The organism is Pseudomonas sp. xss_2, assembly GCF_043104195.1.
Taxonomy (GTDB): Bacteria; Pseudomonadota; Gammaproteobacteria; order Pseudomonadales; family Pseudomonadaceae; genus Aquipseudomonas; species Aquipseudomonas urmiensis.
The window spans coordinates 99,127-124,138 of sequence record NZ_JBICKL010000023.1; the positions used below are offsets into that span (position 1 = coordinate 99,127).

At 63.8% G+C, this 25,012-nt stretch carries 20 protein-coding genes and 1 pseudogene; 14 read left to right on the top strand and 7 right to left on the bottom strand.

What is annotated here, in order from left to right:
• Positions 1–26: 26 nt before the first annotated feature.
• The 4 genes from norR (at position 27) to ACF8K2_RS03415 (ending at position 3,759) form a co-directional block, all read left to right on the top strand.
• A complete protein-coding gene (gene norR / locus ACF8K2_RS03400) occupies positions 27–1,577 on the top strand; it encodes a nitric oxide reductase transcriptional regulator NorR (RefSeq protein ID WP_392463445.1) in 1,551 nt (516 codons plus the stop codon).
• 117 nt (positions 1,578–1,694) lie between these two features.
• Positions 1,695–2,594 carry a chemotaxis protein gene (locus ACF8K2_RS03405; protein WP_264234784.1) on the top strand — a complete coding sequence of 300 codons (900 nt, stop codon included), beginning with the start codon at positions 1,695–1,697 and terminating at the stop codon, positions 2,592–2,594.
• Between the two features lie 122 nt (positions 2,595–2,716).
• A complete protein-coding gene (locus tag ACF8K2_RS03410; RefSeq protein WP_264234783.1) occupies positions 2,717–3,028 on the top strand; it encodes a hypothetical protein in 312 nt (103 codons plus the stop codon).
• A complete protein-coding gene (locus tag ACF8K2_RS03415; protein WP_392463448.1) occupies positions 3,025–3,759 on the top strand; it encodes a YkgJ family cysteine cluster protein in 735 nt (244 codons plus the stop codon). The genes ACF8K2_RS03410 and ACF8K2_RS03415 overlap by 4 nt, the downstream gene beginning before the upstream one ends.
• A 116-nt stretch (positions 3,760–3,875) precedes the next feature.
• On the opposite strand, the gene ACF8K2_RS03420 is transcribed toward ACF8K2_RS03415, so the two are convergent.
• Positions 3,876–4,997, bottom strand: coding sequence for a methyl-accepting chemotaxis protein (locus ACF8K2_RS03420; RefSeq protein ID WP_392463482.1), 1,122 nt, complete (start codon positions 4,995–4,997; stop codon positions 3,876–3,878).
• 180 nt (positions 4,998–5,177) lie between these two features.
• Positions 5,178–5,459: pseudogene (locus ACF8K2_RS03425) on the bottom strand (PAS domain-containing protein); the annotation flags it as partial.
• Positions 5,460–5,679: 220 nt separating this feature from the next.
• Here ACF8K2_RS03425 and ACF8K2_RS03430 point away from each other — a divergent pair.
• The 7 genes from ACF8K2_RS03430 to ACF8K2_RS03460 all read left to right on the top strand — a co-directional run bounded on the left by ACF8K2_RS03430 (position 5,680) and on the right by ACF8K2_RS03460 (position 15,602).
• Positions 5,680–6,843: an efflux RND transporter periplasmic adaptor subunit gene (locus tag ACF8K2_RS03430; RefSeq protein WP_392463451.1), complete on the top strand. Its 1,164-nt coding sequence runs from the start codon at positions 5,680–5,682 to the stop codon at positions 6,841–6,843.
• Positions 6,840–9,932, top strand: coding sequence for a multidrug efflux RND transporter permease subunit (locus tag ACF8K2_RS03435; protein ID WP_392463453.1), 3,093 nt, complete (start codon positions 6,840–6,842; stop codon positions 9,930–9,932). Before ACF8K2_RS03430 ends, ACF8K2_RS03435 begins: the two co-directional genes overlap by 4 nt.
• Positions 9,933–9,941: 9 nt before the next feature.
• Complete coding sequence (locus tag ACF8K2_RS03440; protein ID WP_186554133.1) at positions 9,942–10,616, top strand: heavy metal response regulator transcription factor; 675 nt, start codon at positions 9,942–9,944, stop codon at positions 10,614–10,616.
• Entirely contained in the window at positions 10,591–12,003 is a 1,413-nt protein-coding gene (locus tag ACF8K2_RS03445; protein ID WP_392463456.1) for a heavy metal sensor histidine kinase, read from the top strand. The genes ACF8K2_RS03440 and ACF8K2_RS03445 overlap by 26 nt, the downstream gene beginning before the upstream one ends.
• A gap of 130 nt (positions 12,004–12,133) precedes the next feature.
• The gene (locus ACF8K2_RS03450; RefSeq protein ID WP_264234775.1) at positions 12,134–12,358 is read left to right on the top strand and encodes a hypothetical protein; all 225 of its coding nucleotides are present in this window, start codon (positions 12,134–12,136) and stop codon (positions 12,356–12,358) included.
• A gap of 205 nt (positions 12,359–12,563) precedes the next feature.
• On the top strand, positions 12,564–13,892 hold the full coding sequence (locus tag ACF8K2_RS03455; protein WP_264234774.1) for an OprD family porin: 1,329 nt from the start codon (positions 12,564–12,566) through the stop codon (positions 13,890–13,892).
• 213 nt (positions 13,893–14,105) lie between these two features.
• Positions 14,106–15,602, top strand: coding sequence for a sensor domain-containing diguanylate cyclase (locus ACF8K2_RS03460; RefSeq protein ID WP_392463484.1), 1,497 nt, complete (start codon positions 14,106–14,108; stop codon positions 15,600–15,602).
• On the opposite strand, the gene ACF8K2_RS03465 is transcribed toward ACF8K2_RS03460, so the two are convergent.
• Positions 15,599–16,075: a PA2169 family four-helix-bundle protein gene (locus ACF8K2_RS03465; RefSeq protein WP_368973008.1), complete on the bottom strand. Its 477-nt coding sequence runs from the start codon at positions 16,073–16,075 to the stop codon at positions 15,599–15,601. The two genes, ACF8K2_RS03460 and ACF8K2_RS03465, sit on opposite strands and share 4 nt — an antisense overlap.
• A gap of 200 nt (positions 16,076–16,275) precedes the next feature.
• Between ACF8K2_RS03465 and ACF8K2_RS03470 the strand changes: the two genes are divergently transcribed.
• Positions 16,276–16,497 carry a DUF3820 family protein gene (locus ACF8K2_RS03470; protein WP_186554138.1) on the top strand — a complete coding sequence of 74 codons (222 nt, stop codon included), beginning with the start codon at positions 16,276–16,278 and terminating at the stop codon, positions 16,495–16,497.
• Between the two features lie 116 nt (positions 16,498–16,613).
• Here the strand turns inward: ACF8K2_RS03470 and ACF8K2_RS03475 are convergent, their stop codons facing one another.
• From ACF8K2_RS03475 to ptsP, 3 genes are read right to left on the bottom strand one after another with little or no spacing between them, the layout of a single operon-like run.
• Positions 16,614–18,356 carry a PTS fructose-like transporter subunit IIB gene (locus ACF8K2_RS03475; RefSeq protein ID WP_392463459.1) on the bottom strand — a complete coding sequence of 581 codons (1,743 nt, stop codon included), beginning with the start codon at positions 18,354–18,356 and terminating at the stop codon, positions 16,614–16,616.
• Positions 18,353–19,300, bottom strand: coding sequence for a 1-phosphofructokinase (gene pfkB, locus ACF8K2_RS03480; RefSeq protein ID WP_392463461.1), 948 nt, complete (start codon positions 19,298–19,300; stop codon positions 18,353–18,355). Before pfkB ends, ACF8K2_RS03475 begins: the two co-directional genes overlap by 4 nt.
• The gene (gene ptsP, locus ACF8K2_RS03485; RefSeq protein WP_392463462.1) at positions 19,300–22,152 is read right to left on the bottom strand and encodes a phosphoenolpyruvate--protein phosphotransferase; all 2,853 of its coding nucleotides are present in this window, start codon (positions 22,150–22,152) and stop codon (positions 19,300–19,302) included. Before ptsP ends, pfkB begins: the two co-directional genes overlap by 1 nt.
• 284 nt (positions 22,153–22,436) lie before the next feature.
• Between ptsP and cra the strand changes: the two genes are divergently transcribed.
• Together cra and ACF8K2_RS03495 are read left to right on the top strand one after the other, a co-directional pair.
• Positions 22,437–23,432 (top strand): catabolite repressor/activator, encoded by a 996-nt coding sequence (cra, locus tag ACF8K2_RS03490; RefSeq protein ID WP_264234767.1) that lies wholly within the window; start codon positions 22,437–22,439, stop codon positions 23,430–23,432.
• 2 nt (positions 23,433–23,434) lie between these two features.
• The gene (locus ACF8K2_RS03495; RefSeq protein ID WP_392463464.1) at positions 23,435–24,211 is read left to right on the top strand and encodes a TatD family hydrolase; all 777 of its coding nucleotides are present in this window, start codon (positions 23,435–23,437) and stop codon (positions 24,209–24,211) included.
• A gap of 54 nt (positions 24,212–24,265) precedes the next feature.
• Here ACF8K2_RS03495 and ACF8K2_RS03500 read toward each other — a convergent pair whose 3' ends face one another.
• Positions 24,266–24,979, bottom strand: coding sequence for a methyl-accepting chemotaxis protein (locus ACF8K2_RS03500; protein WP_392463487.1), 714 nt, complete (start codon positions 24,977–24,979; stop codon positions 24,266–24,268).
• Positions 24,980–25,012: the final 33 nt, after the last annotated feature.

Sequence of the window (25,012 nt, forward strand, 5' to 3'; positions counted from 1 at the left end):
AGTCATAACGACCAGAAGGAGTCTTTATGACCACAAAACCGTTGCTCACTGCCCTCCTCCCCCTGGTCAGCGACCTGTCGCGCGACCTGCCCGACCAAGAGCGCTATCGCCGCCTATTGCAGGCCATGCGCGATTTGCTGCCGTGCGACGCCGCTGCCTTGCTGCGCCTGGATGGCGAGTGGTTGGTGCCGCTGGCGGTCGACGGCCTCGCCCCTGACACCTTGGGCAGGCGCTTTCGGGTCAGTGAGCACCCGCGCTTCAAGATCCTGCTCAGCCGCAGCGAGCCGACGCGCTTTGCCAGCGACAGCCAACTGCCTGATCCCTATGACGGCTTGGTCAATGCACCCGACGCCGACCTGGAAGTACACGATTGCATGGGCTGCCCGCTGATGGTCGATGAACAGCCCTGGGGCCTGCTGACCCTGGATGCCTTGACCCCCGGTCAGTTCCAGAGCCTGGAGCTGGATGCCCTGCAAGCGTTTGCCAGCCTGGCAGCGGCCACGGTCACCGTGGCCGAGCGCATCGAGCATCTGGCCCTGCGCGTGGAAGACGAACAGCAACGCGCCGAGGTCTACCGCCAGGCCAGCGGCCAGGACAAGGAATTGATCGGCCAGAGCAAGGCGCACAAACGCTTGGTAGAAGAAATCCGCCTGGTAGGCGGCAGTGACCTGACCGTGTTGATCACCGGAGAGACCGGCGTCGGCAAGGAGCTGGTGGCCCAGGCCCTGCACCAGGCCAGCAGCCGCGCCGACAAGCCACTGATCAGCCTCAACTGCGCGGCCCTGCCCGACACCCTGGTCGAAAGCGAGCTGTTTGGCCATGTCCGTGGGGCGTTCACCGGTGCCCATGGCGAACGACGTGGCAAGTTCGAACTGGCCAATGGCGGTACGTTATTTCTCGATGAGGTGGGCGAGTTGTCGCTGACGGTACAGGCCAAGCTGCTACGCGTGTTGCAAAGCGGCCAGCTACAGCGCTTGGGGTCGGATCGTGAGCACCAGGTCGATGTCCGGCTGATCGCCGCGACCAACCGCGACCTGGCCGATGAGGTGCGCAACGGCCGCTATCGCGCCGATTTCTATCACCGGCTCAGCGTGTATCCGTTGCAGGTTCCACCGCTGCGCGAGCGCGGCCGTGATGTGCTGCTGATTGCGGGCTACTTCCTGGAGCAGAACCGTTCGCGCCTGGGCCTGAATAGTTTGCGTCTGAGTCATGAGGCCCAGGCGGCACTGCTGGCTTATGACTGGCCGGGCAATGTGCGTGAATTGGAGCACCTGATCGGCCGCTCGGCCCTCAAGGCCCTCGGGCAGCACCCGCAGCGGCCACGGATTCTTACCTTGGAGGCTGCGGACCTGGATCTGCGTAGTGTGCTGCCGACCACTGCCGCGCCGGTTGAAAGCGCGCAAGTCTTGGCCAGCCTGCCCGAGGGTGGGCTGCGTGAAGCGCTGGATGATTATCAGCGGCAAGTGATCGAGGCGTGCCTGGCGCGCCACGAGGATAACTGGGCGGCAGCGGCGCGTGAGTTGGGGCTGGATCGGGCCAATTTGAGTCGGGTGGCCAAGCGCTTGGGGCTGCGCTGAATGGGGGTGGGGCTGCTTTGCAGCCTATCGCAGCGGACCGAAAAACCCCTAAAGCCAAGCCAGCACAGGCCGATAACCCGGCATCCTCTCTTTTCCTGACACACCCAAAGGTTGCCCATGGCCACGCAAAATGCCCGCGCGGACTCGTTGTCCCTGCTGCTGTTCACCCTGCGCAGCGGCAAGCTGATGGCTATCAACCTGCTCAAGGTCAGCGAAATCATCACCTGCCCGCCACTGACCAAGCTGCCGGAGTCCCACCCTCACGTAAAAGGCGTGGCGACCCTGCGCGGCAATTCGTTGTCGGTGATCGACCTGTCGCGCGCCATCGGCGAGCGGCCGCTGGCCGACCCGGACGGCGGCTGCCTGATCGTCACCGAGATCAGCCGCTCGCGCCAGGGCCTGCACGTGCAGGCGGTGAGCCGCATCGTGCATTGCCTGAGCACCGACATCAAACCGCCGCCCTACGGCTCGGGCAATCGCTCGTTCATCACCGGCGTGACCCGGGTCGACAACACCCTGGTGCAGGTGCTGGACATTGAAAAGGTCATCCATGCCATCGCCCCCCCTCAGCCCGAGCCGCATCCCGGCGAGCTGAGCGAGGAAGACGCCAGCCTGTTGGCCGCCGCCAATATCCTGGTCGTCGACGACAGCCAGGTAGCCCTGCAGCAATCGGTACACACCCTGCGCAACCTGGGGATCGAGTGCCACACCGCGCGCAGTGCCAAGGACGCGATCAATGTGCTATTGGAGCTGCAAGGCACCGAGCGCGAGATCAACATCATCGTTTCCGACATCGAGATGTCGGAGATGGACGGCTACGCCTTTACCCGCACCCTGCGCGAGACGCCCGACTTCCAGCACCTCTATATATTGCTGCACACCTCGCTGGACAGCGCCATGAGCAGCGAAAAGGCCAAGACCGCCGGCGCCAATGCGATTCTCACCAAGTTCTCTTCGCCGGACCTGACCGACTGCCTGGTGACCGCCGCACGCACCGTGGTGTTCGCTGAGCACTGACAGTTATGCCAGTAGGCAAGCTGGGCCACCCTGATATATTCAGAGACAAACTCCCAGGCTTGATGCCTGGGGAGACTGGGGCATAATTCGCGCCCCTCGGATGTTTTATGCCGGTATCGCGTATGAAGTATTTCAGCTTTCTCCTGATCGCCTGCGCCCTGTCTACAGGTGTCGCCCAGGCCTCCAGCAGCCAGGCCTGGAACGAGTATCGCCAACAGATGCTCAAGGACTGCCTGTCCGCCAGCCAACTCAAGGACGCCCACGCCCGCGGCAAGCCAGCCGAGTTCGACGACCAGGTCGGTTTCAGTGCCCTGCTGATCGAAGGCGTCTATCCGCAAAAGCACATGCAGCAACGCACCGGCACTGAGCTGTGCCTATACGATCGTCAGCACAAGAAGGCGTTCGTCAGCGAGTGGAACCCAGGCGCCAAGTGAACGACAGCATTCGTTTTTCCTGCACCGGTTGTGGCAAGTGCTGCACCGGCCATCATGTTCCGTTGACCTTGGCCGAGTCGCGCCAATGGGCGGCGGCTGGCGGCCAGGTAGTGGTATTGCTCGAGGCTTTCGTCACCGATGGCCCGGGCATGCCGGTCGAGCAGCGCGAGCACGTGCTGGGGCGTTCGCACCCGGTCAGCTGCGGCACTGGGCAATTGCGCGTGTCAGTGACCTTTGCTGCATTCAATCCAGGGCGCTGTCGCAACCTCGATGCGCAGGACCTGTGCACTATTTATGAGACGCGGCCTCTGGTCTGTCGCATCTACCCGGCAGAGATCAACCCGCACCTGCCGCTGCGCCCGGAAAACAAGGACTGCCCACCCGAAGCCTGGGACCAGGGGCCTGAATTGATCCATGGCCAGGTACTGGCGGATCCGCAGCTGGTCGCGCTGATTGCCGCGTCGCGCCAGGCGGATAGGGACGATATCGCGGCCAAGGTGGCGATTTGTCAGGCGTTGGGCATGACCACCAGCGCGCTGAAGGGCAATGGCTTTACTGCCTATTTGCCGGAAATGGCGGCTTTCGCTAATGCGCTGGAGCAGGTCACCAGCGATGATCGTGCGCCTTGGACTGTGCATGTAGCGGACTCAGAGCTTGCCAGTACCCTTGTGAGTCACGGCCTGCAAACCACCGCCGAGCCGCCTGTCTATTATGCCTTTATAGGTTTCTGAGGCCGCACCGGCCTCATCGCGGGGCAAGCCCGCTCCCACGCAGTTGCTCCTGGATTCAACAACATGCGTGGGAGCGGGCTTGCCCCGCGATGAGGCCGGCACTGACCCAGCAAGAATTACTGACAGCGCCGCCAGAACTCATCGGCCAAGCGCCGCAGATCCTGCGCCAAATCCGCCACATCACTGGCCCGGGTATGACTGCGCTGACCCACATCGACGGTCGCCTCACTGGCCTGGCGAATGCTGACGATGTTGCGGTTGATGCTCTCGCTGACCTGACTCTGCTGCTCCACCGCCGCCGCAATCTGCAAGCTCATCTCATTGATCTGGTTGACCCGCACGCTGATGCTATCCAGCGCGCCGCTGGCCAACTGCGCCTGGCTCACGCTGTGTCCTGCGTGGGCGCTGCTCTGCTGCATCACCTGCACGGCGGCACGCGCACCATCCTGCAGGGCGCCAATCATGCGTTGGATTTCATGGGTCGACTGCGCCGTGCGCTGGGCCAAGCCGCGAACCTCGTCGGCAACCACGGCAAAGCCGCGCCCCTGATCGCCGGCGCGCGCCGCTTCGATCGCAGCGTTCAAGGCCAGCAGGTTGGTCTGCTCGGCAATCGCGCGAATGACATCGAGCACTCCGGAAATCTCGCTGCTGTGACCCTCCAGCTGCTGCACCACTTCACTGGCCTCTACCAACGACCCCGCCAGATCCTGGATCGCGCAGCGATTGCGGTCGACCAACTGGTGGCCGGCCTGGGTCTCGTCCTCAGCCTGGTCAGCGGCCATCGAGGCCAACTGGGCGCTGCTGGCAACCTGGGCGACGCTGGCGCTCATCTGGTGGATCGCGGTGGCGACTTGATCGGCTTCGTTCTGCTGATCCAGGCTGTTGGCGTGACTGGCCTGCAGGGCATTGACCAAGGCCCCGGAATGGCCGGCCAGACGCGCCGAGGTATCGCCGATACGCCCAACCACCGCGCCCAGCTGCGCCTTGAGCATACGCATGGCGAACTCGATCTGGCCGATGCCGTCGCGCCGTCCGGTATACAGCTGCTGGCTCAGCGGATTGTCGGCAATGCTCAGCGCCTGGCGGCGCAAGCGCTCGAACGGGCGCAACGCCAGCACAATCGCCAGACTGCTCAGACCTGCGGCCAACAGCAACTCCAGCAGTGCAGCCTGCCAAGGCGTGCCCAGCCACCAATGCCCAGCGCCGAGCGCCACCACCAAGGCAGTCGCCACCGCCACGCAAGCGCGCAGGCCCAGGCCAACCACCGGCAAGCGCTCGCGCCAACCTCGCCGCCCCGCGCGCAAGCGTGCGTAGCAACGTTCGGCGGCGGCGACCTGCGCTTCAGTCGGTCGGGTGCGCACCGACTGATACTCGACGGTATTACCGCCGCTACTGATCGGCGAAACGAAGGCGCTGACCCAATAGTGATCGCCATTCTTGCAGCGGTTCTTGACCAAACCCATCCATGAACTGCCGGCCTTCAACGCCCGCCACATCTGCTCGAACGCCTGCGGCGGCATGTCGGGGTGGCGCACCAGGTGATGCGCTTGGCCGAGCAATTCGTCGCGGGCAAAGCCACTGATGCGCACGAAATCGTCATTGGCATAGGTGATCAGGCTGTCCAGGTCGGTGGTGGACAGGATGTTGGCATCGCCGGGGTACTCCACTTGGCGACCGGTAACAGGCACATTGCACTTCATCGGCGGCTCTCGTTCTTGTCGGGAAGATCGGCAGGGCGTTCGACTCTATGGCCAACTAGCAGAGAAACATTGATCTGGGGCAGCATATTGGCATTTCGCCACTAACCTGCCGAAACTGTCAGCGCTGTCAGCGTGGCGTCACGCTGGCGACCCGATCCCAGCGCTATAAGCTTGAGTACAGACATCCGTTTTCTCACCCCCGGCTACGGTGCCCGACCCGATGCGACGTCCGTCCCGCTCTGTGTTTCTTGTCGCCTTGGCGCTCATTGCCCTGATTGGCGCAGGCGGCTGGCTGAGCCAACGCCAATCGGCGCCGGCCGTTCGTGCGCAAACGGCGATTCCAGTGCGGGTGGTCAGCGTCGCCCAGCAAGATGTGCCGCGCTATGCCAGCGCCATTGGCTCGGTGCTGTCATTGCACAGTGTCGAGATTCGGCCACAGGTCGAAGGCGTGCTGACCCAAGTGCTGGTCAAGGAAGGCCAGTGGGTCAAGCAGGGGGACCTGCTCGCCACCCTCGACGATCGGGCCATCCGCGCCAGCCTCGACCAGGCGCGTGCCCAGCTCGGCCAGAGCCAGGCGCAGCTGCAAGTGGCCGGGGTCGATCTTAAGCGCTACAAGCTGCTCAGCAGCGACGATGGCGTCTCCAAACAGACCCTCGACCAGCAACAGGCGCTGGTCAATCAGTTGCAAGCCACCGGCAAGGGCAACCAGGCGGCCATCGCCAATGCCCAGGTGCAGCTTTCTTATACACAGATCCGCTCCCCGGTAACCGGGCGTGTCGGCATACGCAATGTCGACCCCGGCAACCTGGTACGTACCAGCGATAACCAGAACCTGTTCAGCGTGACCCAGATCGACCCGATCGGCATCGAGTTCGCCCTGCCACAACAGATGCTGCCGACCCTGCAAAGCCTGCTCAAGGCGCGAACCCCAGCCGTGGTCCAGGCCTACTTGGATGCCGACGGCGAAAGCAAACTGCTCGCCGAAGGACATCTGGCCCTGATCGACAACCAGATCTCGGCCAGCACTGGCACGCTGCGGGTCAAGGCCGAATTCGACAACAAGGATGGGCTGCTCTGGCCCGGCCAACTGGTGACGATAAAGCTGCGCACCGCGGTCGACGAAAGCGCCCTGGTGGTGCCGCCACCGGTGGTCCAGCGCGGCGTCGACGGCCATTTCGTCTACCGCCTGGACGGCGACAAGGTCACCAGTGTGCCGGTCAAGGTGCTGTTCCAGGACAGCACGCTGAACATCATTGCCGGGGTCAAAGCCGGTGATCGGCTGGTGCTCGATGGTCAGTCGCGGCTCAAGCCGGGGGCTCAGGTCGAAGTGCTGAGCGACGCGCCCAACAGCACTGAGATGGCCGATCGCAGGGCGCAACCATGACTACCCGCAACGGTCTTTCTGCCTGGTGCATCGACCACCCGGTCGCTACCCTGCTGCTGACCTTCGCCCTGGTCCTGCTTGGCGCCATCGCCTTCCCACGCTTACCCGTGGCGCCCTTGCCAGAGGCAGATTTCCCGACCATCCAAGTTACCGCGCAGCTGCCCGGCGCCAGCCCGGAAACCATGGCCTCGTCGGTGGCAACGCCACTGGAAGTACAGTTCAGCGCCATCCCCGGCATGACCCAGATGACCAGCAGCAGCGCGCTGGGCTCGACCAACCTGATCCTGCAATTCACCCTCGACAAGAACATCGACACCGCCGCCCAGGAAGTCCAGGCGGCGATCAACACCGCCACCGCGCGCCTGCCCCAGGACCTGCCCAACCCGCCAACCTGGCGCAAGGTCAACCCGGCCGACAGCCCGGTGCTGGTGCTCACCGTCAGCTCCGCGCAGATGCCCGGCAACGAGCTGAGCGACTACACCGAGACCTTGCTGGCGCGACAGTTGAGCCAGATCGACGGGGTCGGCTTGATCAACATCACCGGCCAACTGCGCCCGGCGATCCGCGTCCAGGCCCAGCCGGAGAAACTCGCCGCCATCGGCCTGACCCTGGCCGACCTGCGCCTGGCTATCCAGCAGACCAGCCTGAACCTGGCCAAGGGCGCGCTGTACGGCGAACACAGCGTGTCGACCCTGGCCGCCAACGACCAGCTGTTCCATCCCGAGGACTACGCAAAGCTGATCGTCTCCTACCGCGACGGCGCGCCGGTACACCTGTCGGATGTGGCCAAGGTGATCCAGGGCGCGGAAAACGCCTACGTCAAATCCTGGTCTGGCGATCAGCCTGGGCTGAACCTGGTGGTGTTCCGCCAGCCTGGGGCGAACATCGTCGATACCGTCGACCGGGTGCTGGAGGCGCTACCGCGCTTGCAGGAAATGCTCCCGGCCTCGGTCGAGGTATCTGTGCTGCAGGACCGCACCCAGACCATCCGCGCCTCGCTGCATGAGGTGGAGCTGACCTTGATGATCGCGGTGATCCTGGTGATCGGGGTGATGGCGTTGTTCCTGCGCCAATGGTCGGCGACCTTGGTGGTGTCGAGTGTGCTGGGCGTGTCGCTGATCGCCAGCTGCGCGCTGATGTATATCTTTGGTTTCAGCTTGAACAACCTGACCCTGGTGGCCATCGTCATCTCGGTGGGCTTCGTGGTCGACGATGCGATCGTGGTGGTGGAGAACATCCACCGCCACCTGGAGGCTGGCGACGACAGCCGCACCGCGGCAATAAAAGGCGCCGGCGAGATCGGCTTTACCGTGATATCGATCAGCTTCTCGCTGATCGCCGCATTTATCCCGCTGTTGTTCATGGGCGGCGTGGTTGGGCGGCTGTTCAAGGAGTTCGCCCTCACCGCGACCTCGACCATCCTGATTTCGGTGGTGGTATCGCTGACCCTGGCGCCGACCCTGTGTGCGCTGTTCATGCGCCGGCCACCCAAGGAGCATCACGATGGCTTTGGCGAGCGCCTGGTGCGCTGGTACGAAAAAGGCCTGAACCGCGCCCTCGCCCATCAACGCCTGACCCTCGGCGTGTTCGGCCTGACTCTGGCGCTGGCGGTGGTCGGCTACGTGGCCATTCCCAAAGGCTTCTTCCCGCTGCAAGACACCGGTTTCATCCTCGGCACCAGCGAGGCAGCGGCCGACGTCTCTTATCCGGCGATGATCGAAAAGCATCAGGCGCTGGCCAGGATCATCGAGGCTGACCCTGCGGTGCGCGCCTTCTCCCACGCGGTGGGGGTCACCGGCAACAACCAGACCATCGCCAACGGCCGCTTTTGGATCGCCCTCAAGCCACGCGGCGAGCGCGATGTGTCGGCCAGCGAGCTGATCGACCGGCTGCGCCCGCAACTGGCAAAAGTCCCCGGGGTGGTGCTGTACATGCGTGCCGGGCAGGATATCAACCTCAGTTCCGGCCCCTCGCGTACCCAGTACCAGTACGTGCTCAAGAGCAATGACGGCGTCGCCCTGAACCTCTGGACCCAGCGCTTGACCGAGCGCCTGCGCGAGATCCCGGCGTTTCGCGACCTGTCCAACGACCTGCAGTTGGGCGCCAGCGTCACCCGCATCGAGATCGACCGCCAGGCCGCAGCGCGCTTCGGCCTGACCACCACCGATGTCGACCAGGCGCTGTATGACGCCTTCGGCCAGCGGCAGATCAGTGAGTTCCAGACCGAGACCAACCAGTACAAAGTGATTCTCGAACTGGACGCCCGCCAGCGTGGCAAGGCCGAGAGCCTCAATTACTTCTACCTGCGCTCACCGCTGACCAACCAAATGGTGCCACTGTCGGCCCTCGCGCACGTCGCCGCGCCAAGCACCGGGCCACTGTCGATCGCCCATGACGGCCTGTTCCCGGCCGCCAACCTGTCGTTCAACCTGGCGCCCGGGGTAGCCCTGGGCGATGCGGTGCGCATCCTCGACCAGACCCAGCGCGAACTGGGCATGCCCGACTCGATTGCCGGCAACTTCCAGGGCGCCGCCCAGGCCTTCCAGAGTTCGCTGTCGAGCCAGCCGTGGCTGATCCTCGCTGCGCTGGTGGCGGTGTACATCATTCTCGGCGTGCTCTACGAGAGCTTCGTCCACCCGCTGACCATCATCTCCACCCTGCCCTCGGCCGGCCTGGGGGCGTTGATCCTGCTGTGGGCGATGGGTCAGGACTTCAGCATCATGGGCTTGATCGGCGTGGTGCTGCTGATCGGCATCGTCAAGAAGAACGGCATCCTGTTGATCGACTTCGCCCTGGAGGCGCAGCGCAAGCAGGGCCTTACTCCGGAGCAGGCGATCCATCAAGCGTGCTTGACGCGCTTTCGGCCGATCATCATGACCACCCTGGCCGCCTTGCTCGGCGCAGTCCCGCTGATGTTCGGCTTTGGCACTGGCGCTGAACTGCGCCAGCCGCTGGGCATTGCGGTGGTCGGTGGGCTGGTGGTGAGCCAGGCGCTGACGCTGTTCACCACCCCGGTCATATACTTGGCCCTGGAGCGTCTGTTCCATCGCCGCCAGGCCGCCACCGCGGCCGCGCCGAACGCCAGTTGAGACAAGAGCATGCGTGTACTGATCATCGAAGACGAAGAGAAAACCGCCGACTACCTGCATCGCGGCTTGAGCGAACAGGGCTTTACCGTCGACCTGGCCCGTGACGGCATCGACGGCCTGCACCTGGCCCTGGAAGGCGACTACGCGGTGATCGTCCTCGACGTCATGCTGCCCGGCCTGGATGGTTACGGCGTGCTGCGCGCATTGCGTGCACGCAAGCAGACGCCGGTGATCATGCTGACCGCCCGCGAGCGCGTCGAAGACCGCATCCACGGCCTGCGCGAAGGCGCCGACGACTACCTGGGCAAGCCGTTTTCGTTCCTTGAGCTGGTCGCGCGCCTGCAAGCACTGACGCGCCGCAGCAGCAACCATGAGCCCTTGCAGGTGCAGGTCGGCGACTTGTGGATCGACCTGATCAGTCGCAAGGCCAGCCGCGCTGGGCAACGTCTGGAGCTGACCGCCAAGGAGTTCTCGCTGCTCAGCGTGCTAGCCCGCCGCCAGGGCGAAATCCTTTCCAAGACCGCCATCGCCGAGCTGGTCTGGGACATCAATTTCGACAGCGACGCGAATGTCGTCGAGGTGGCCATCAAACGCCTACGGGCCAAGCTCGACGGGCCGTTCGACAACAAGCTGCTGCATACCATTCGAGGCATGGGCTATGTCCTGGAAAACCGTGCCGGCTAACTCCATCGCCCTGCGCCTGGCGGCGCTGTTTCTGCTGGTGGCGATGGGCGTCTTCCTGCTGATCGGCACTGCCCTGTATCGTCAGGTCGACCGCAGCCTGGACATGCTCCCGGCGGCCGAGCTGGATGCGCGCTTCAGCGTGCTGGAGTCGACCCTCAATCGCTTCGGCACCCGCGAGCACTGGGTGAAGATTCACAACAAGCTCAACCTGCTGAGCGAGGAAGACCGGCGCATTCGCTTCTGGGTGGTGAGCAGCGACCCGGCCTACGAGTATGGCAAGCCGACCGAGCAGGTCCGCGCCTTCGCCGAGGGCGCGCAGGGCATGCGCGATCTGCGCCTGGCCGACAGCCCCTATCCGTACAAAGTGCTGGTCAGCGAACTGCCGGCCCTGGGTGAGCGGCCAGCCCTACGCTTCATGATCGGCATCGATACCGAAACCTTCTGGCAGGCCCAGCACAGCCTGCTGGTAGCCATCGTGGGCCTGGCCGTACTTGGCGTGCTGCTGGCCGCAGTGCTCGGCTACTGGGTGGCGCGGATTGGCCTGCGACCGTTACTGGCGCTGTCCAATGAAGCGCAAGCCTTGGCCCCACCGCGCCTGGACGGACGCCTGCAAACCCACGACCTGGCACCTGAGCTGGCGCAATTCGCTGGCGCCTTCAACGCAGCGCTGGACCGGGTCAGCCTGGCCTACTCGCGCCTGGAGGCGTTCAACGCCGATGTCGCCCACGAACTGCGCTCGCCGCTGACCAACCTGATCGGCCAGACCCAGGTGGCACTGACCCGTGGACGCAGCGCCGAACACTACTTCGAGGTCCTGCAATCGAACCTTGAAGAGCTTGAACGACTGCGCAGCATCATCAACGACATGCTGTTTCTGGCCAGCGCCGACCAGGGCAGCAAGGCCACCGCGCTGACCCAGGCGTCACTGGCCGAAGAAGTCGCCACCACCCTCGACTACCTGGACTATATCCTCGAAGACGCCCAGGTGAAGGTCAGTGTCAGCGGCGATGCGCTGGCGCCGATCGAGAAAGCCCAACTGCGCCGGGCACTGATCAACCTGCTCAACAATGCCGTGCAGCACACCGCGCCCCAGCAAATCATCGCGGTGCACATCGAGGCAGGGCCGGAGCATGTCAGCATCGCCGTGAGCAACCCAGGCCCCGCCATTGCCGACGAGCACCTGGCGCTGTTGTTCGAACGCTTCTACCGGGTCGATGCTGCCCGCACCAATACCGGCAGTGGCAATCATGGCTTGGGCCTGGCAATCGTCAAGGCCATCGCCTTGATGCATGGCGGGAGTGTTTTCGTGCGCAGCGAAGGCGGCGCCAACACCTTTGGCATTCGCCTGCCGAGCGCTCAAGCCCGCGGGTTTGCGCCGCAGAACTGAGGAGTTCGCGACATATCCTTACCTTTTGCGCAATAGTGCTTATCCATCTTTGCGCTGTTTCCGCGGCGGTATTGGGACTAACTTAGCCCCTGTCTTAATTATCACTTGCCCCGCAAGAAGGTTGCTCCAAATGTCCAACAGTATGGGTGTTGCCAGCGTATTCGTTCTGTCTTCCCTGTTGTTGTCGCCCCTGGCCATGGCTGAAGAATCGCCGGCCTTCGTCGCCCGAAACGCAGAACTTGCCGCCGTTCATCAAGAAGCTCGCCAGAGCTACGCCGCGCAACAGCAAGACGCTGCGAAAGACGCTCAGCAGACCGCTTCCAAAGTCGTCAACGACGACAATGCCGATAGCTGATCAATCCTGCCACAACGCTCCTTTTTCCCTGGGCTAGTGCATGGCCGCCCAGCGCGCCAATATGTTAGCCTCTTAAAGCCGCTGCCAATCAGCGGCTTTTTTTATGTGTCGAATAATTCAGCCTGACTGTTACGTATATCAATAAGAAGACTTGCAATTGCGACAATAAAAACTGCCCACCGTCAGACCAAAGGAGCTCTTACCGGTGACTTCCGCGTTCCGTTTTACCCCGCTGTTCATTGCATTCACCGCAACGATGCCACTCATGGCACAGGCCGACGAACAAGCCAAGGCTGAAGGCTTTATCGAAGGCTCGTCGCTGAACCTGCACTTTCGCAACGCCTACTTCAATCGCAATAACCTCAATACCGGCGTGCGTGACAACCGCGAATGGGGCCAGGGCTTCGTCGCCCGCTTCGAGTCCGGTTACACCCCCGGCACTGTAGGCTTCGGCCTCGATGCCCACGCCATGCTGGGCTTGAAACTCGATGGCGGTGGCGGCCATGCTGGCACCAGCATTCTCCCGTCGCACTTCAAGAACGAAGACGAACTGGGCGCCGCGCCGCACTCGTTTTCCACCGCAGGGGCGGCGGTCAAGCTCAAGGCATTCGACACCGAGCTCAAGGCCGGTGACCTGTTCCTCACCAACCCAGTGATTGCCGGCGGTGAGACGCGCATGCTGCCGCAGACCTTCCGCGGCGTAAGCCTGACCAACACCAGTGTCGACGGCCTGCTGCTCGAAGGCGGCCAGGTGAGCTTCACCAAGCCGTACAACCAGAGCGGCCATCGGCGTATCGACACCTACTACGGTGCTCTGCAAGACAACCGCGACAGCGATCACCTGAGCTGGGCGGGTGCATCGTGGAGCGGCAGCGAGAACATCACCACCAACCTGTATGCCGCCGAGCTGAAGGACATCTGGAACCAGTACTACGTCGACTTCGACTACACCTACGTGGTCAATGACCTGGTCAGTCTCAACCCTGGTGTGCACTTCTATCACACCCAGGACACCGGCCAGGCGCTGCTGGGCGACATCGACAACAACACCTTCAGCCTGCACTTCACGGTCAATGCCGGTTACCACAGCATCACGGCCGCCTATCAGCGGGTCAATGGCGACACCCCGTTCGACTACATCAACCTGGGCGACAGCGTGTACCTGGACAACTCGCGGATGTACTCGGACTTCAATGCGCCGAACGAGCGTTCGTGGAAGCTGCAGTACGACTATGACTTCGCCGGTATTGGCATTGCTGGCCTGAGCTCGTCGCTGTCGTATTCGCGCGGTGAGGCCGACCTGACCAAGGCTGACCAGAACCGCACCTACTACGACTACTACAACCCGGCCGGCAAGCACGCCACCCACTGGGAACGTGACCTGGACGTGAAGTATGTGTTCCAGGAAGGCAACCTGAAGGACCTCTCGGTGCTGCTGCGCTATGCCAGCCATCGGGCCAACCAGGCCTATGCGTCCGAGCAGGACAATGACGAGATTCGGCTGATCGTCGATTATCCGTTGAACGTATTCTGATCCTGTAATCGCGCGGCAAGCCCACTCTCACGCCAGCCATTCAAGGGGTAGCGTGGGCGTGGGCTTTCCCGCGACGAAGAGAAGTTGCCCCTCATTCCGTCGGACAGCCAGATAAAATCTTGTCCGACAATATCCACTTGCCTAAACTACCGCCGCCGCTTAATGGCCCTACCCTCAAGGACATGAGGGGCTTATGCAGTTGCGAGTATGACGTTGCCCACCCGATCACCGCGCGCCGCCCTGTACAAGACCCACCCCGAACTGATCCTCAATCTGGGCAGTTGCCTCGCCGTGCTCGCCATTGTGGCCATCGTCAGCTATCTGCTGGCGCGCGAGCGAGACAGCGTCGAGCAATCGGCGATTCGCGCATCGAGCAACATCGTCCAGCTGATCGAGAGCGATATCCTGCGCAATGTCGAGCTCTACGATCAGTCGCTACAAGGGCTGATCTGGGCAGTCGGGCGCAAGGAACTGCCACAAGTCCCCGGCCAACTACGTCAACGCCTGCTTTTCAATGAAGCCTTCGTCGATCGTCGCCGCGGCGATGTACTGTGGCTCGACGCCCAAGGCAATGTGGTCGGTGACTCCACCAGCATGCTGCCACGCAAGGCCAATTTCGCCGATACCGGGGTGTTCAAGGCGCATTTGAACGACGCCAATTTGGGCCTGCTGGTCGGCCCGCCTTTCAAGGCGAAGCTGGGCGACCTGGACTGGTGTATCAGCTTCAGTCGACGGATCAGTGGCCCGCAGGGTGAGTTTCTCGGACTGGCCGCAGGCGCCTTGCGCCTGTCCTACTTCAACGAGCTGTTCCAACGCTTGGACATTGGCAAGGACAGCAGCATTAACCTGTTCAACACCCAGGGGCAGTTATTGGCTCGCCAGCCATCCCGGCCGCAAGATCCTATGATCGGTGCCGATTACAGCAAGCGGGCCAACTTCCAACGTATTCTCAATGAGCGCAGCGGTAGCTTCAGCGCCAGGTCAGCCTTGTCTGACAAGCAACGCATGTACACCTTCGCCAGGGTTGCCGACCTGCCACTGATCGTGCTGGTCGCGCACGCCTCCGATGAAGTCTTCGAATCGTGGCGGCGCACGGCAATCGTGGTCAGCGTGGCCACCGGCGTGCTGTGCATAGGCATTCTCTGGCTGACCCTGCTGCTGGGCCGCGAGCTCCGTCGCCGGCATGATGCCGAGCGAAGCCTGGCCACCCTGGCCGCGACCGACAGCCTCACCGGCTTGGCCAACCGCCGCCGTCTGGATCAGGTGTTGCGTCTGGAATGGGCACGGGCGCAGCGTAACCGCCGGCCACTGGCGATCCTGATGGTCGATATCGATCACTTCAAGGCGTTCAATCAGCGTCACGGCCATGCCGGTGGCGATCATGCCTTGCGCGAAGTGGCCAAGACCATCGAACAAGCTATCCGCCGCCCGGCAGACCTGGCAGCGCGCTATGGGGGAGAGGAATTTCAGGTGGTGCTGCCGGAGACCGAGCTGGCCGGCGCACTGATGCTGGCCGAGCGGATTCGCGCCGACGTTCAAGCGCTGCCGCTATTTGGCGAGGATAGCCTGCCAATAACCGTCAGTATCGGCATCGGCCTGTACATCCCCGGCACCCAGCAAGACCTGGCAAGGCTGCTGGGTGCGGCGGACGAAGCCCTGTACCGAGCCAAGGCCGGTGGCCGTAACCGGGTAGCAGGGCCGCTCGATTAAGAGCGAGCGCGCGCGGCGTTACGCAGTGCCTTTACCTGGTCGTGGTTACGCTGCACACCCTGCAGCTGTTTCTCCACCAGGCTATAGGTGGGATCGCTGACGCTGCGGCCATGCTTGACCAGCTTCTCACGGGCTTCCTTGTAGGCTTTGAGCGCATGGTCTTCGCCGCGCTCCACCTCATTGAGCACCGCTTCCTCATCCTTACCGGTCACCAGCGACTTGAGGTTGACCCAGCCACGGTGCAGATCACCGCTGATGCTGGTCGAGGTTTCCGGATCGCCACCCAGGCGACGCACTTCGCTCTGCAGTTCGGCGGCAGCGCTGGCGCACTCACTGGCGCGCTGGACGAAGAATGACTTCAGCTCAGGGTTCTTGACGTCTTCAGCGGAGGTCTTGAAGCCCTTCTCGCCATCCTTGCTGTATTCGATCAGGTCGTTAAGAACGTCGATCACGTCTTTGTTTGGATTGCTCATGACTCAAACTCCTTGGCAGATGGAAGTCCCTAGATACAGAGCAGCCTTCGTGCCAAGCCTGAATTTTTAAATAAATCTAATAAAATCAGTGCGTTATAAAGTAGATAGGAAGGCATGCAATCGGCTTTCTGCATGATCGGCGCTTGGGCGCTCGTGCAGATTGCAGTATGGTCGGCGCTTTGTTATCGACGGGCGTGACGATGAAACCTGAATCGCTGCAACTGCTGGTCACCCGGACCATGCCCTTTGGCAAGTATCAGGGCCGACTGATCGCCGACCTGCCAGGCGACTACCTGGGCTGGTTTGCGCGCAAGGGTTTTCCGCCAGGGGAATTGGGCTCGCTATTGGCGCTGATGCATGAGATCGATCATAACGGCCTGGGTGAGTTGCTGGTGCCGTTGCGGCGCAAGCAAGGACGCTAACCTGCGCCTGTACTGACGCCATCGCGGGGCAAGCCCGCTCCCACGAGTCATCGCCAGCCGCAAGAGCAGCGCGGTATCTGTGGGAGCGGGCTTGCCCCGCGATGGCGCCAGCACATTCAGCCCTTGACCGGCGCCACAGCCAATTCAACCTGCTCACTGCGCTTGATCAGCGCATACACCACCGCCGTCAACACGCTGCCAGCGACGATCGCCAGCAGGTACAACAGCGCATGGTTGATCGCATTGGGGATCAACAACACGAACAGCCCACCATGCGGCGCCATCAGCTTGCAGCCGAAATACATCGACAACGCCCCGGTCAGCGCACCGCCGGCAATACTCGCCGGAATCACCCGCAGCGGGTCTTTGGCGGCAAACGGAATCGCCCCTTCGGAAATGAAGCACAGCCCCAGCGCCAACGCCGCCTTGCCCGCCTCGCGCTCACTCTGGGCGAACTTGCTGCGGGCGATCAAGCTGGCCAGGCCCAAGCCAATCGGCGGCACCATGCCCGCGGCCATGGTCGCCGCCATCGGCGCGTAGCTGTGGGTCGACAGCAAGCCGACCGAGAAGGCATACGCGGCCTTGTTGATCGGCCCGCCCAAGTCCACGCACATCATCCCGCCGAGCAGTAGCCCGAGCAAAATCGCGTTGGTCGTACCCATGGTGTCGAGGAACTGGGTCAGGGCAGCGAGCATGGCGGCCACCGGCTGGCCGACCACGTAGATCATCACCAGGCCTGTGAACAGGCTGGCCAACAGCGGGATGATCAGGATCGGCTTGAGCGCATCCAGGCTGCTGGGCAGGCGTACCCAACGGCTGATCGCCTTGGCGCTGTAGCCGGCCAGGAAACCGGCGACGATGCCGCCGATGAAGCCAGCGCCGAGCAGGGTCGCGAGCATGCCGCCGATCATCCCGGGGGCCAGGCCTGGGCGGTCAGCGATAGACCAGGCGATATAGCCGGCCAGCAGCGGCACCATCAATTTGAAGGCCGCTTCGCCACCGATCTGCATCAGTGCTGCGGGCAGGGTGCCGGGCACTTCGTGGGCGTTGATCCCCCACACGTAAGACAGCGCGATCAACAAACCGCCCGCCACCACCATCGGCAACATGAATGACACACCGGTCAGCAGGTGCTTGTAGACGCCGGCCTTCTCGGTTTTTTTCGACGCCTCGCTGGCAGCATCGGCGGTACTCTCGACCTTGCCTTCGAGCAAGGCCTTGTCGAGCGTCGCTTGCGCCTGCTTGAGGGCAATCCCAGTGCCGCAGCGATAGATCCGCTTGCCAGCAAAGCGGGCCGTCGGCACTTCGATATCTGCGGCCAGCAACACTACGTCTGCCTCGGCAATCGCCGCTGCTGGCAGTGGATTGCGCGCACCGACCGAGCCCTGGGTTTCCACAGTGATCTGGTAGCCCAGTTGCTGTGCGGCCTTTTGCAACGCCTCGGCAGCCATGAAGGTATGCGCGACCCCGGTCGGACAGGCGGTAACCGCGACGATACGCGGCACGCCAATGGACGCTGACGCCGCGACTGGCACGGGCGATGTCTGCGCCTGTACTTGAGCCTGGGCCGCAGCCTCATCAAGAAAACTTTCTCGGTCAGCCAGGGCCTGGGCGGGTGTGCTTTGGTACAGACGCTTGCCGGCAAAACGCGACAAGTCGACCGGCCCCGTGCTGATCACCAGCACCCAGTCGGCTTCAGCGATCTGCGCCGCGCTCAAGCGCCGTTCAGGGTGCTCGGCATCCTCTACCTCGACGCTGGTGCTCCAACCCCGACGCTGGGCAGCAGCCGCCAGCAGGCGGGCGCTGAGCACGCTGGACACCTGGCCGTTTGGGCAGGCGGTGACAATGGCGATGTTCATCGGCAACCCTCTTGTTGTTCTGTCAGTTGCACGGCGGCTTCAAAGCGCGCCAGCTGCTCGCGATCAGCAATACCGAAGCCGACCTGAGTCACCGCCTGGGCGGCGATGGCGGTGGCGCGGCGCAAGGTCAAGACGGGGGCCTCTGCCTGCAGCAAACCATGCACCATGCCAGCCACCAGCGAGTCACCCGCGCCAACCGTACTGGCCACGCGCACCTTAGGCGGCTGTGCGTGCAGGGCCAGGCCATGGGTGAACCAACTCACGCCCTGCTCGCCCTGGGACACCACCACATGCTCGACACCACTGGCCAACAGCCGCTCGGCAGCAGCTCGCTGTTCGGCTTGGGTGTGCACGGCAACGCCGAGCACTTCGCCCAACTCTTCGGTGTTGGGCTTGACCAGCCAAGGGCCGGCCTGAAGGCCAATGCGCAGGGCTTCGCCGCTGGTGTCCAGGGCCACTTTCAAACCTTGCGCTTTAAGCAGCACCAGCAACTCGTGCAGCCACTGCGGGTCGATGCCGCGCGGCAGGCTGCCGGCTACCACCACTGCATCATGGCCGGCGGCGACCTGTTCCAGCCGCCGCAACAGGGCCGTGCGCGACGCTTCGTCGACCTGCGGCCCCTGACCATTGATATCGGTCACACGGCCATCGGCCTCGACCAGTTTGATGTTGCTGCGCGTCTCGCCCGCGACCCGCACGAAGCAGTCGGCAAAACCGCGCCAGTCGATCAGCGCTTCGAACGGCTGCAGGTTGTCCCGTCCTAGAAAGCCACCGACGGTAACCCTGTGGCCCAGGTCAGCCAGTACCTGGGCCACGTTCAGGCCCTTGCCGGCGGCGTGGCTGTGCTGGGTCTGGCTGCGATTGACATGCCCTGGGCGCAAACTGTCGAGGCTGACGGTGATGTCCAGCGCGGGGTTGAGGGTCAGGGTGAGGATCTTGGCCATCAGTAACGCTCCACCAGCGCCCGCACGGCGGCGGCGCTGTCTTGTTGCAGGGCCTCGCACGCCAAGGCGCGGGCCGTCTGGTAATCGGCCTGGCGCACCAGTGCCTTGACTTCGGCGACGCTGCGACTGGCCACGCTCAGCTCATCGACCTCAAGGCCGAGCAACAGCGCCACCGCCTGCGGGTCAGCGGCCAACTCGCCACACACGCCCACCCACTTGCCCTCGGCATGGGCAGCGCGCACGGTCATGTCGATCAATCGCAGCACCGCCGGGTGCAGGCCATCGGCCTGGGCCGAGAGGCTTGGATGACCGCGGTCGATGGCCAAGGTGTATTGGGTCAGGTCGTTGGTGCCGATGCTGAAGAAGTCCACCTCGCGCGCCAGCTGGGGCGCCAACAACGCCGCCGACGGCACCTCGACCATGATCCCCAGTTGCAGGTCGCTGACCGGGATTTCCTCCAGCAAGCGCTCGACCATCGCCTTGGCCTCGCGCCATTCATGGATCTGCCCAACCATCGGGAACATGATTCGCAGCGGCCGCCCCTCGGCCGAGCGCAGCAGCGCGCGTAGCTGGTCTTCCATCACCTGCGGCCGCTGCAAGGTCAACCGCACCCCGCGCACGCCGAGGAAGGGGTTTTCTTCGGCCGCGATCGGCCAGTACGGCAGGGGTTTGTCGCCGCCCACATCCAGGGTACGCACCACCAAAGGGCGCCCACCCAGGCCATCGAGCACGCGTCGGTACTCAGCTTCCTGGGTCGCGACATCGGGTGCCTGGGAGTGCGCCATGAAGATCAATTCGGTGCGCAGCAGGCCGATGCCTTCGGCGCCCTGCTCAATCACTTTGTCGATGCCGCTGCTTTCACCGATGTTGGCAAACACTTCGATGGCATGGCCATCACGGGTGATCGCCGGTTCATGACGATTGGCCCAGGCAGCCTGCAGACGTTGCTCGCGCAGATCGCGTTCGGCCAAGGCGCGCTGCAACTCATCTGCGGGCGGCGCGACAGTGACCCGGCCACGCTGGCCATCGAGCAGCAGTGGCGTACCGGCTTCGAGCAAGAGAATCGCCGCACCAGCACCAACCACCGCCGGGATACCCAACGCCCGCGCAACGATGGCGCTGTGGGCGGTGGCGCCACCGTGGGCGGTGACGATCCCTGCGACCCGGGCCGGGTCAAGGCGGGCAACGTCGGACGGGCCGACCTCGGCCATGACCAATACGTAGGGTTGCTCAGGTTCTGCGGTTTGTTGCACGCCGCACAATTGCGCCAGCACCCGTCGGCCAACGTCGCGCAGATCGGCCGCGCGCTCGGCGAGCAAGGCATCGTGCAAGGCCTCCTGCTGCCGTGCAGCGGCCTCGATCACCGCCATCCAGGCTGCTGCCGCGCTTTCGCCCTGGGCCAACCGCTGATCGACGTCATCGCTCAAGGCGGGGTCAGCGAGCATTTCCTGATGGGTGACGAAGATCTCGCCGATGGCCTTGTCGCTTCGCTGCACCAGGGTGTGCAAATCCGCGTTGACCGCCTCCAGCGCCTGGCGCAGTTTGCTGCGTTCCTGCGCCGGCGACTCACCGCGTAATGGGTAGTCGATCTCGCGCTCGACGCAGACATGGGCCGGGCCGCAGGCGATCCCAGGTGCCGCTGCCACACCTTGAACCAGGCTGCCCGGCTGCGGCGCGACAAGGGCTCGTTGGTTTACCGCAGCGGCTGGCTGGGCAATTTCCGGCAACGGCTCAACCTCTTCGCCCAAGCCCTGCTCGATGGCCGCCAGCAGTGCCGGCAAGGCATCAGCGGCAATGCTCGGCTCGGCGATAAGTTCCAGCGTCTGCCCGCGCCGCGCACCGAGGCCGAGCAGCTTGCTCAGGCTCTTGACCGACACCGCGGGCTGGGCGCTTTCGAGCAGGCGGATGCGTACTTCACCGGCAAAACCTTTGGCCAACTGCGCCAGCACCTTGGCCGGGCGCGCGTGCAAACCATGCGGGTTGGCCAGCACGATGCGGGCGCTGGGCCAGTCGACTGGCGCCTCGCCGCCGAGCACTTCAAGCACCGCTCTGCTGCTGGTGGCCTGGTACAGCGTTTGCCCGCGGCCTTCGATCAACACCTCGCACAACCGCTCAAGCAATGCCTGATGGGCCGCGCCCAGGCTGGCCAGGCAGAACAGGCCATTGAGCGGTTGCTCGCGATAGCGCAGTGGCTGCTGCGGGGTAATGAAGGCCAGGCCGGGCTGACGCACCTGACGCTCGCTATGCAGCCACCACAAACCCTCGCCCAACGGCAGCGGCTCGGCCTGCTGCAGCACGGCGGCAAAGCCGCTATCGACGCAGCCGGCGCGTTGCAACAGGCGTGCGCCGCGCCAGGCCAGCTCATCGAAATCTTCGGCGGGCAGGTTCAGCCCAACCAATTGCGCATCCAACGCCAGCTCCTGCGGCGCACCCTGCAACAACTTGAGCAGGGCGTCGGCGGAGCTGGCCCGGCGCAGCGCCTCGGCCAGGTCGGTCTCGCCCAGCGCGCGGGTCAGCAACTGAAGCAGGCGCAGGTGTTCATCGGAACGGGCAGCGATGGCAATCGCCAGGTAGACCCTCTGCCCATCGCCCCAGTCGACGCCCTCGGGAAACTGCATCAGGCGCACACCGGTGGCGAACACCTGGTCGCGGGTCTGCGGCGTGCCATGGGGGATGGCGATGCCCTGGCCGAGGAAGGTCGAGCCTTGCGCCTCGCGCGCCTGCAAGCCCTCAAGGTATCCCTCGGCGACCAGGCCATCCTCGACCAGACAACGGGCCAGCAGGCGCAGCGCCTCGCCCTTGTCGGCAGCCGACTGGCCCATGGCTATCTGCTCTTTGGCGAGCTCGAGCATGACCTTCTCCTTTTGCAGCCCCGAAATGGGTACTGAGGTATTGTTGTGAAATTCACTCTATCAACCGGTTCACGGGTCAGGCGCAGGCGGCAACCATGGCAGTCAAATTGCCTGCTGAAACGATTAATCTGACCATGTGGCCACGTTACTCGATAATCTGCCGACTAAAAAGCCCCATCCTGTCGGACAATTGCGACAATGGTCGTCTGCGCGCGAGCCTGGCCATGGGGGAAACTATCCGGTCAAGCTCTACAGCCAGTCCCGGTAATAACAAGGAAAATTCGGTGAAACTCAGCGATATCGCCCGTCTGGCCGGTGTGTCAGTGACCACCGCCAGCTACGTCATCAATGGCAAGGCCGAACAGCAGCGCATCAGCAACAGCACGGTCGAGCGTGTGCGTGCGGTGGTCGAGGCCCATGGCTTCACGCCCAACCCCCAGGCCGCTGGCCTGCGCAGTCGGCACACACGCACCCTGGGCTTCATTCTCCCGGATCTGGAGAACCCCAGCTACGCCCGCATCGCCAAACAGCTCGAACAAGGCGCGCGCGCCCGTGGCTATCAACTGCTGATTGCCAGCAGCGACGACCAACCCGACAGCGAGCGGCAGTTGCAGCAGCTGTTCCGCGCCCGGCGTTGCGATGCGCTGTTCGTCGCCAGCTGCCTGCCGCCGGAAGATGACAGCTATCGCGAACTGCAAGACAAAGGCCTGCCCGTGATCGCCATCGACCGGCGCCTGGACCCGGCGCATTTCTGCTCGGTGATCAGCGACGACCGTGATGCCAGCCAGCAGTTGGCGCACAGCCTGCTGGCCACCCGCCCACGCAGCATCGCCCTGATCGGTGCTCGCCCGGAACTGTCGGTCAGCCAGGCGCGCGCGGGCGGCTTCGACCAGGCGCTGGAGCAGTTCGATGGCGACGTGCGGCGCTACCAGGGCGAGGCGTTCAGCCGTGACTGTGGCCAGCGCCTGATGCAGCAGCTGATCAGTGACCTGGGCGGTCTGCCGGATGCCCTGGTAACCACCTCGTACGTGCTGCTGCAAGGGGTGTTCGACACCTTGCAAGCGCGCCCGGCCGACTCGCGTCAGTTGCAGTTGGGCACCTTTGGCGACAACCAGTTGCTGGACTTCCTGCCGCTGCCGGTCAACGCCATGGCCCAGCAACACGGCCTGATCGCCGCCACCGCCCTGGAACTGGCCCTGGCCGCGATCGAAGAAAAACGCTATGAACCCGGCGTACACGCGGTGGCGCGTACCTTCAAGCAACGTATCCAGCCGGCCTGAACATGCGCCTGATCGACACCCACACCCACCTGGACTTCGCCGACTTCGACGACGACCGCCAGCAACTGCTGGACAGTGCCCAGGCCCGAGGGGTCGAGCGCATGGTGGTGTTGGGGGTGTATCAGGACAATCTGCAACGCGTTTGGGATCTGGCCTGTGCCGATCCCCGCGTGGTTGCCGCGCTCGGCCTGCATCCGGTGTACCTGGAGCAGCATCGGCCAGAGCACCTGCAGCAGCTGCGCGGCTGGCTCGAACGCCTGCACGGTGATCCGCGGTTGTGCGCTGTTGGCGAGTTCGGCCTGGATTACTACCTGCCAGAACTGGACCAGGCGCGCCAGCAAGCGCTGTTCGAGGCCCAGCTGCAAATGGCCTGCGACTTCGCACTGCCCTCGCTGCTACATGTGCGCCGCAGCCACGCGCAGGTGATCGCTACCCTCAAACGTTACAAGCCAGCGCGGGCCGGGATCATCCATGCGTTTGCGGGTAGCTATGAAGAGGCGCGCGAGTACATCAAGCTTGGCTTCAAACTGGGGCTTGGCGGCGCCGCAACCTGGCCACAGGCATTGCGCCTGCGTAAAACAGTGGCGCGCTTGCCGCTGGAAAGCGTGGTACTGGAAACCGATTCGCCGGATATGGCGCCCGCGATGTTTGTCGGGCAGCGCAACAGCCCGGAGCATTTGCCCCAGATTGCCCAAGTGCTGGCGGGGCTGATGGGGGTTGAGGTTGAGCGCTTGGCTGAGGTCAGTAGCCGCAATGCCTGTGAGTTGTTTGGTTGGTAATACTGGCCTCATCGCGGGGCAAGCCCACGTTGCACCCGCGATGAGGCCTGCCGGTCAAACCCTGAAGGCGCCGATCAAGCGCTTGAGCTCGGTCACCTGCCCGGACAACGCCCGGCTGGCATCCTCGGTCTGACAAGCCCCTTGCGTGGTGTCCTGGGCTGCGCGGTTGATCGCCACGATGTTCTGGTCGATGTCATGCGCCACGGCAGTCTGCTGCTCGACCGCCGCCGCGATTTGCTGATTCTGCTCGACGATCCCGCCCACCGCGGCGAGGATATTGCCCAGTGCCTGCTGCACTTGGCGGGCTTCGTCGACCGTGCCCGCGGCCATCTGATGGCTGCTGCCCATGGCCTTGACCGCCGCACCGACACCCTCCTGCAAGCGCTGGATCATCTGGGCGATTTCTTCGGTTGAGTCTTGGGTGCGCTTGGCCAAGGTGCGCACTTCATCGGCCACCACCGCAAAGCCCCTGCCCTGATCACCCGCCCGCGCCGCCTCGATGGCAGCGTTGAGCGCCAGCAGGTTGGTCTGCTCGGCAATGCTGCGAATCACAGCCAGCACGCCGCCAATCGCCTGGCTGTCGCCGGCCAGCTGATTGACCGTCACCACGCTTTGGTCGATCTCCCCGGCCAGGCGGGCGATGCTGTCTTGTTGGTGCTCGACCAGGCCACGGCCGGTGGCGCTTTCGCGGTTGACCTGTTGTGCTCCCTCGGCAGCCAACGCCGCGCTGCGGGCGACTTCCAGGGCGGTGGCGCTCATTTGATTCATGGCCGTGGCGACCTGCTCGATCTGCTCGCGCTG

What these genes read in the sequence shown, in the direction of transcription:
- ACF8K2_RS03470 (WP_186554138.1), top strand. Translation starts at nt 16,276, where the DNA reads ATGAAACCTGAATCGCTGCAACTGCTGGTCACCCGGACCATGCCCTTT.
- ACF8K2_RS03440 (WP_186554133.1), top strand. Translation starts at nt 9,942, where the DNA reads ATGCGTGTACTGATCATCGAAGACGAAGAGAAAACCGCCGACTACCTG.
- ACF8K2_RS03450 (WP_264234775.1), top strand. Translation starts at nt 12,134, where the DNA reads ATGTCCAACAGTATGGGTGTTGCCAGCGTATTCGTTCTGTCTTCCCTG.
- ACF8K2_RS03445 (WP_392463456.1), top strand. Translation starts at nt 10,591, where the DNA reads ATGTCCTGGAAAACCGTGCCGGCTAACTCCATCGCCCTGCGCCTGGCG.
- norR (WP_392463445.1), top strand. Translation starts at nt 27, where the DNA reads ATGACCACAAAACCGTTGCTCACTGCCCTCCTCCCCCTGGTCAGCGAC.
- ACF8K2_RS03410 (WP_264234783.1), top strand. Translation starts at nt 2,717, where the DNA reads ATGAAGTATTTCAGCTTTCTCCTGATCGCCTGCGCCCTGTCTACAGGT.
- ACF8K2_RS03435 (WP_392463453.1), top strand. Translation starts at nt 6,840, where the DNA reads ATGACTACCCGCAACGGTCTTTCTGCCTGGTGCATCGACCACCCGGTC.
- ACF8K2_RS03495 (WP_392463464.1), top strand. Translation starts at nt 23,435, where the DNA reads ATGCGCCTGATCGACACCCACACCCACCTGGACTTCGCCGACTTCGAC.
- pfkB (WP_392463461.1), bottom strand. Translation starts at nt 19,300, where the DNA reads ATGGCCAAGATCCTCACCCTGACCCTCAACCCCGCGCTGGACATCACC.
- ACF8K2_RS03465 (WP_368973008.1), bottom strand. Translation starts at nt 16,075, where the DNA reads ATGAGCAATCCAAACAAAGACGTGATCGACGTTCTTAACGACCTGATC.
- ptsP (WP_392463462.1), bottom strand. Translation starts at nt 22,152, where the DNA reads ATGCTCGAGCTCGCCAAAGAGCAGATAGCCATGGGCCAGTCGGCTGCC.
- ACF8K2_RS03500 (WP_392463487.1), bottom strand. Translation starts at nt 24,979, where the DNA reads ATGAATCAAATGAGCGCCACCGCCCTGGAAGTCGCCCGCAGCGCGGCG.
- ACF8K2_RS03475 (WP_392463459.1), bottom strand. Translation starts at nt 18,356, where the DNA reads ATGAACATCGCCATTGTCACCGCCTGCCCAAACGGCCAGGTGTCCAGC.
- ACF8K2_RS03430 (WP_392463451.1), top strand. Translation starts at nt 5,680, where the DNA reads ATGCGACGTCCGTCCCGCTCTGTGTTTCTTGTCGCCTTGGCGCTCATT.
- ACF8K2_RS03405 (WP_264234784.1), top strand. Translation starts at nt 1,695, where the DNA reads ATGGCCACGCAAAATGCCCGCGCGGACTCGTTGTCCCTGCTGCTGTTC.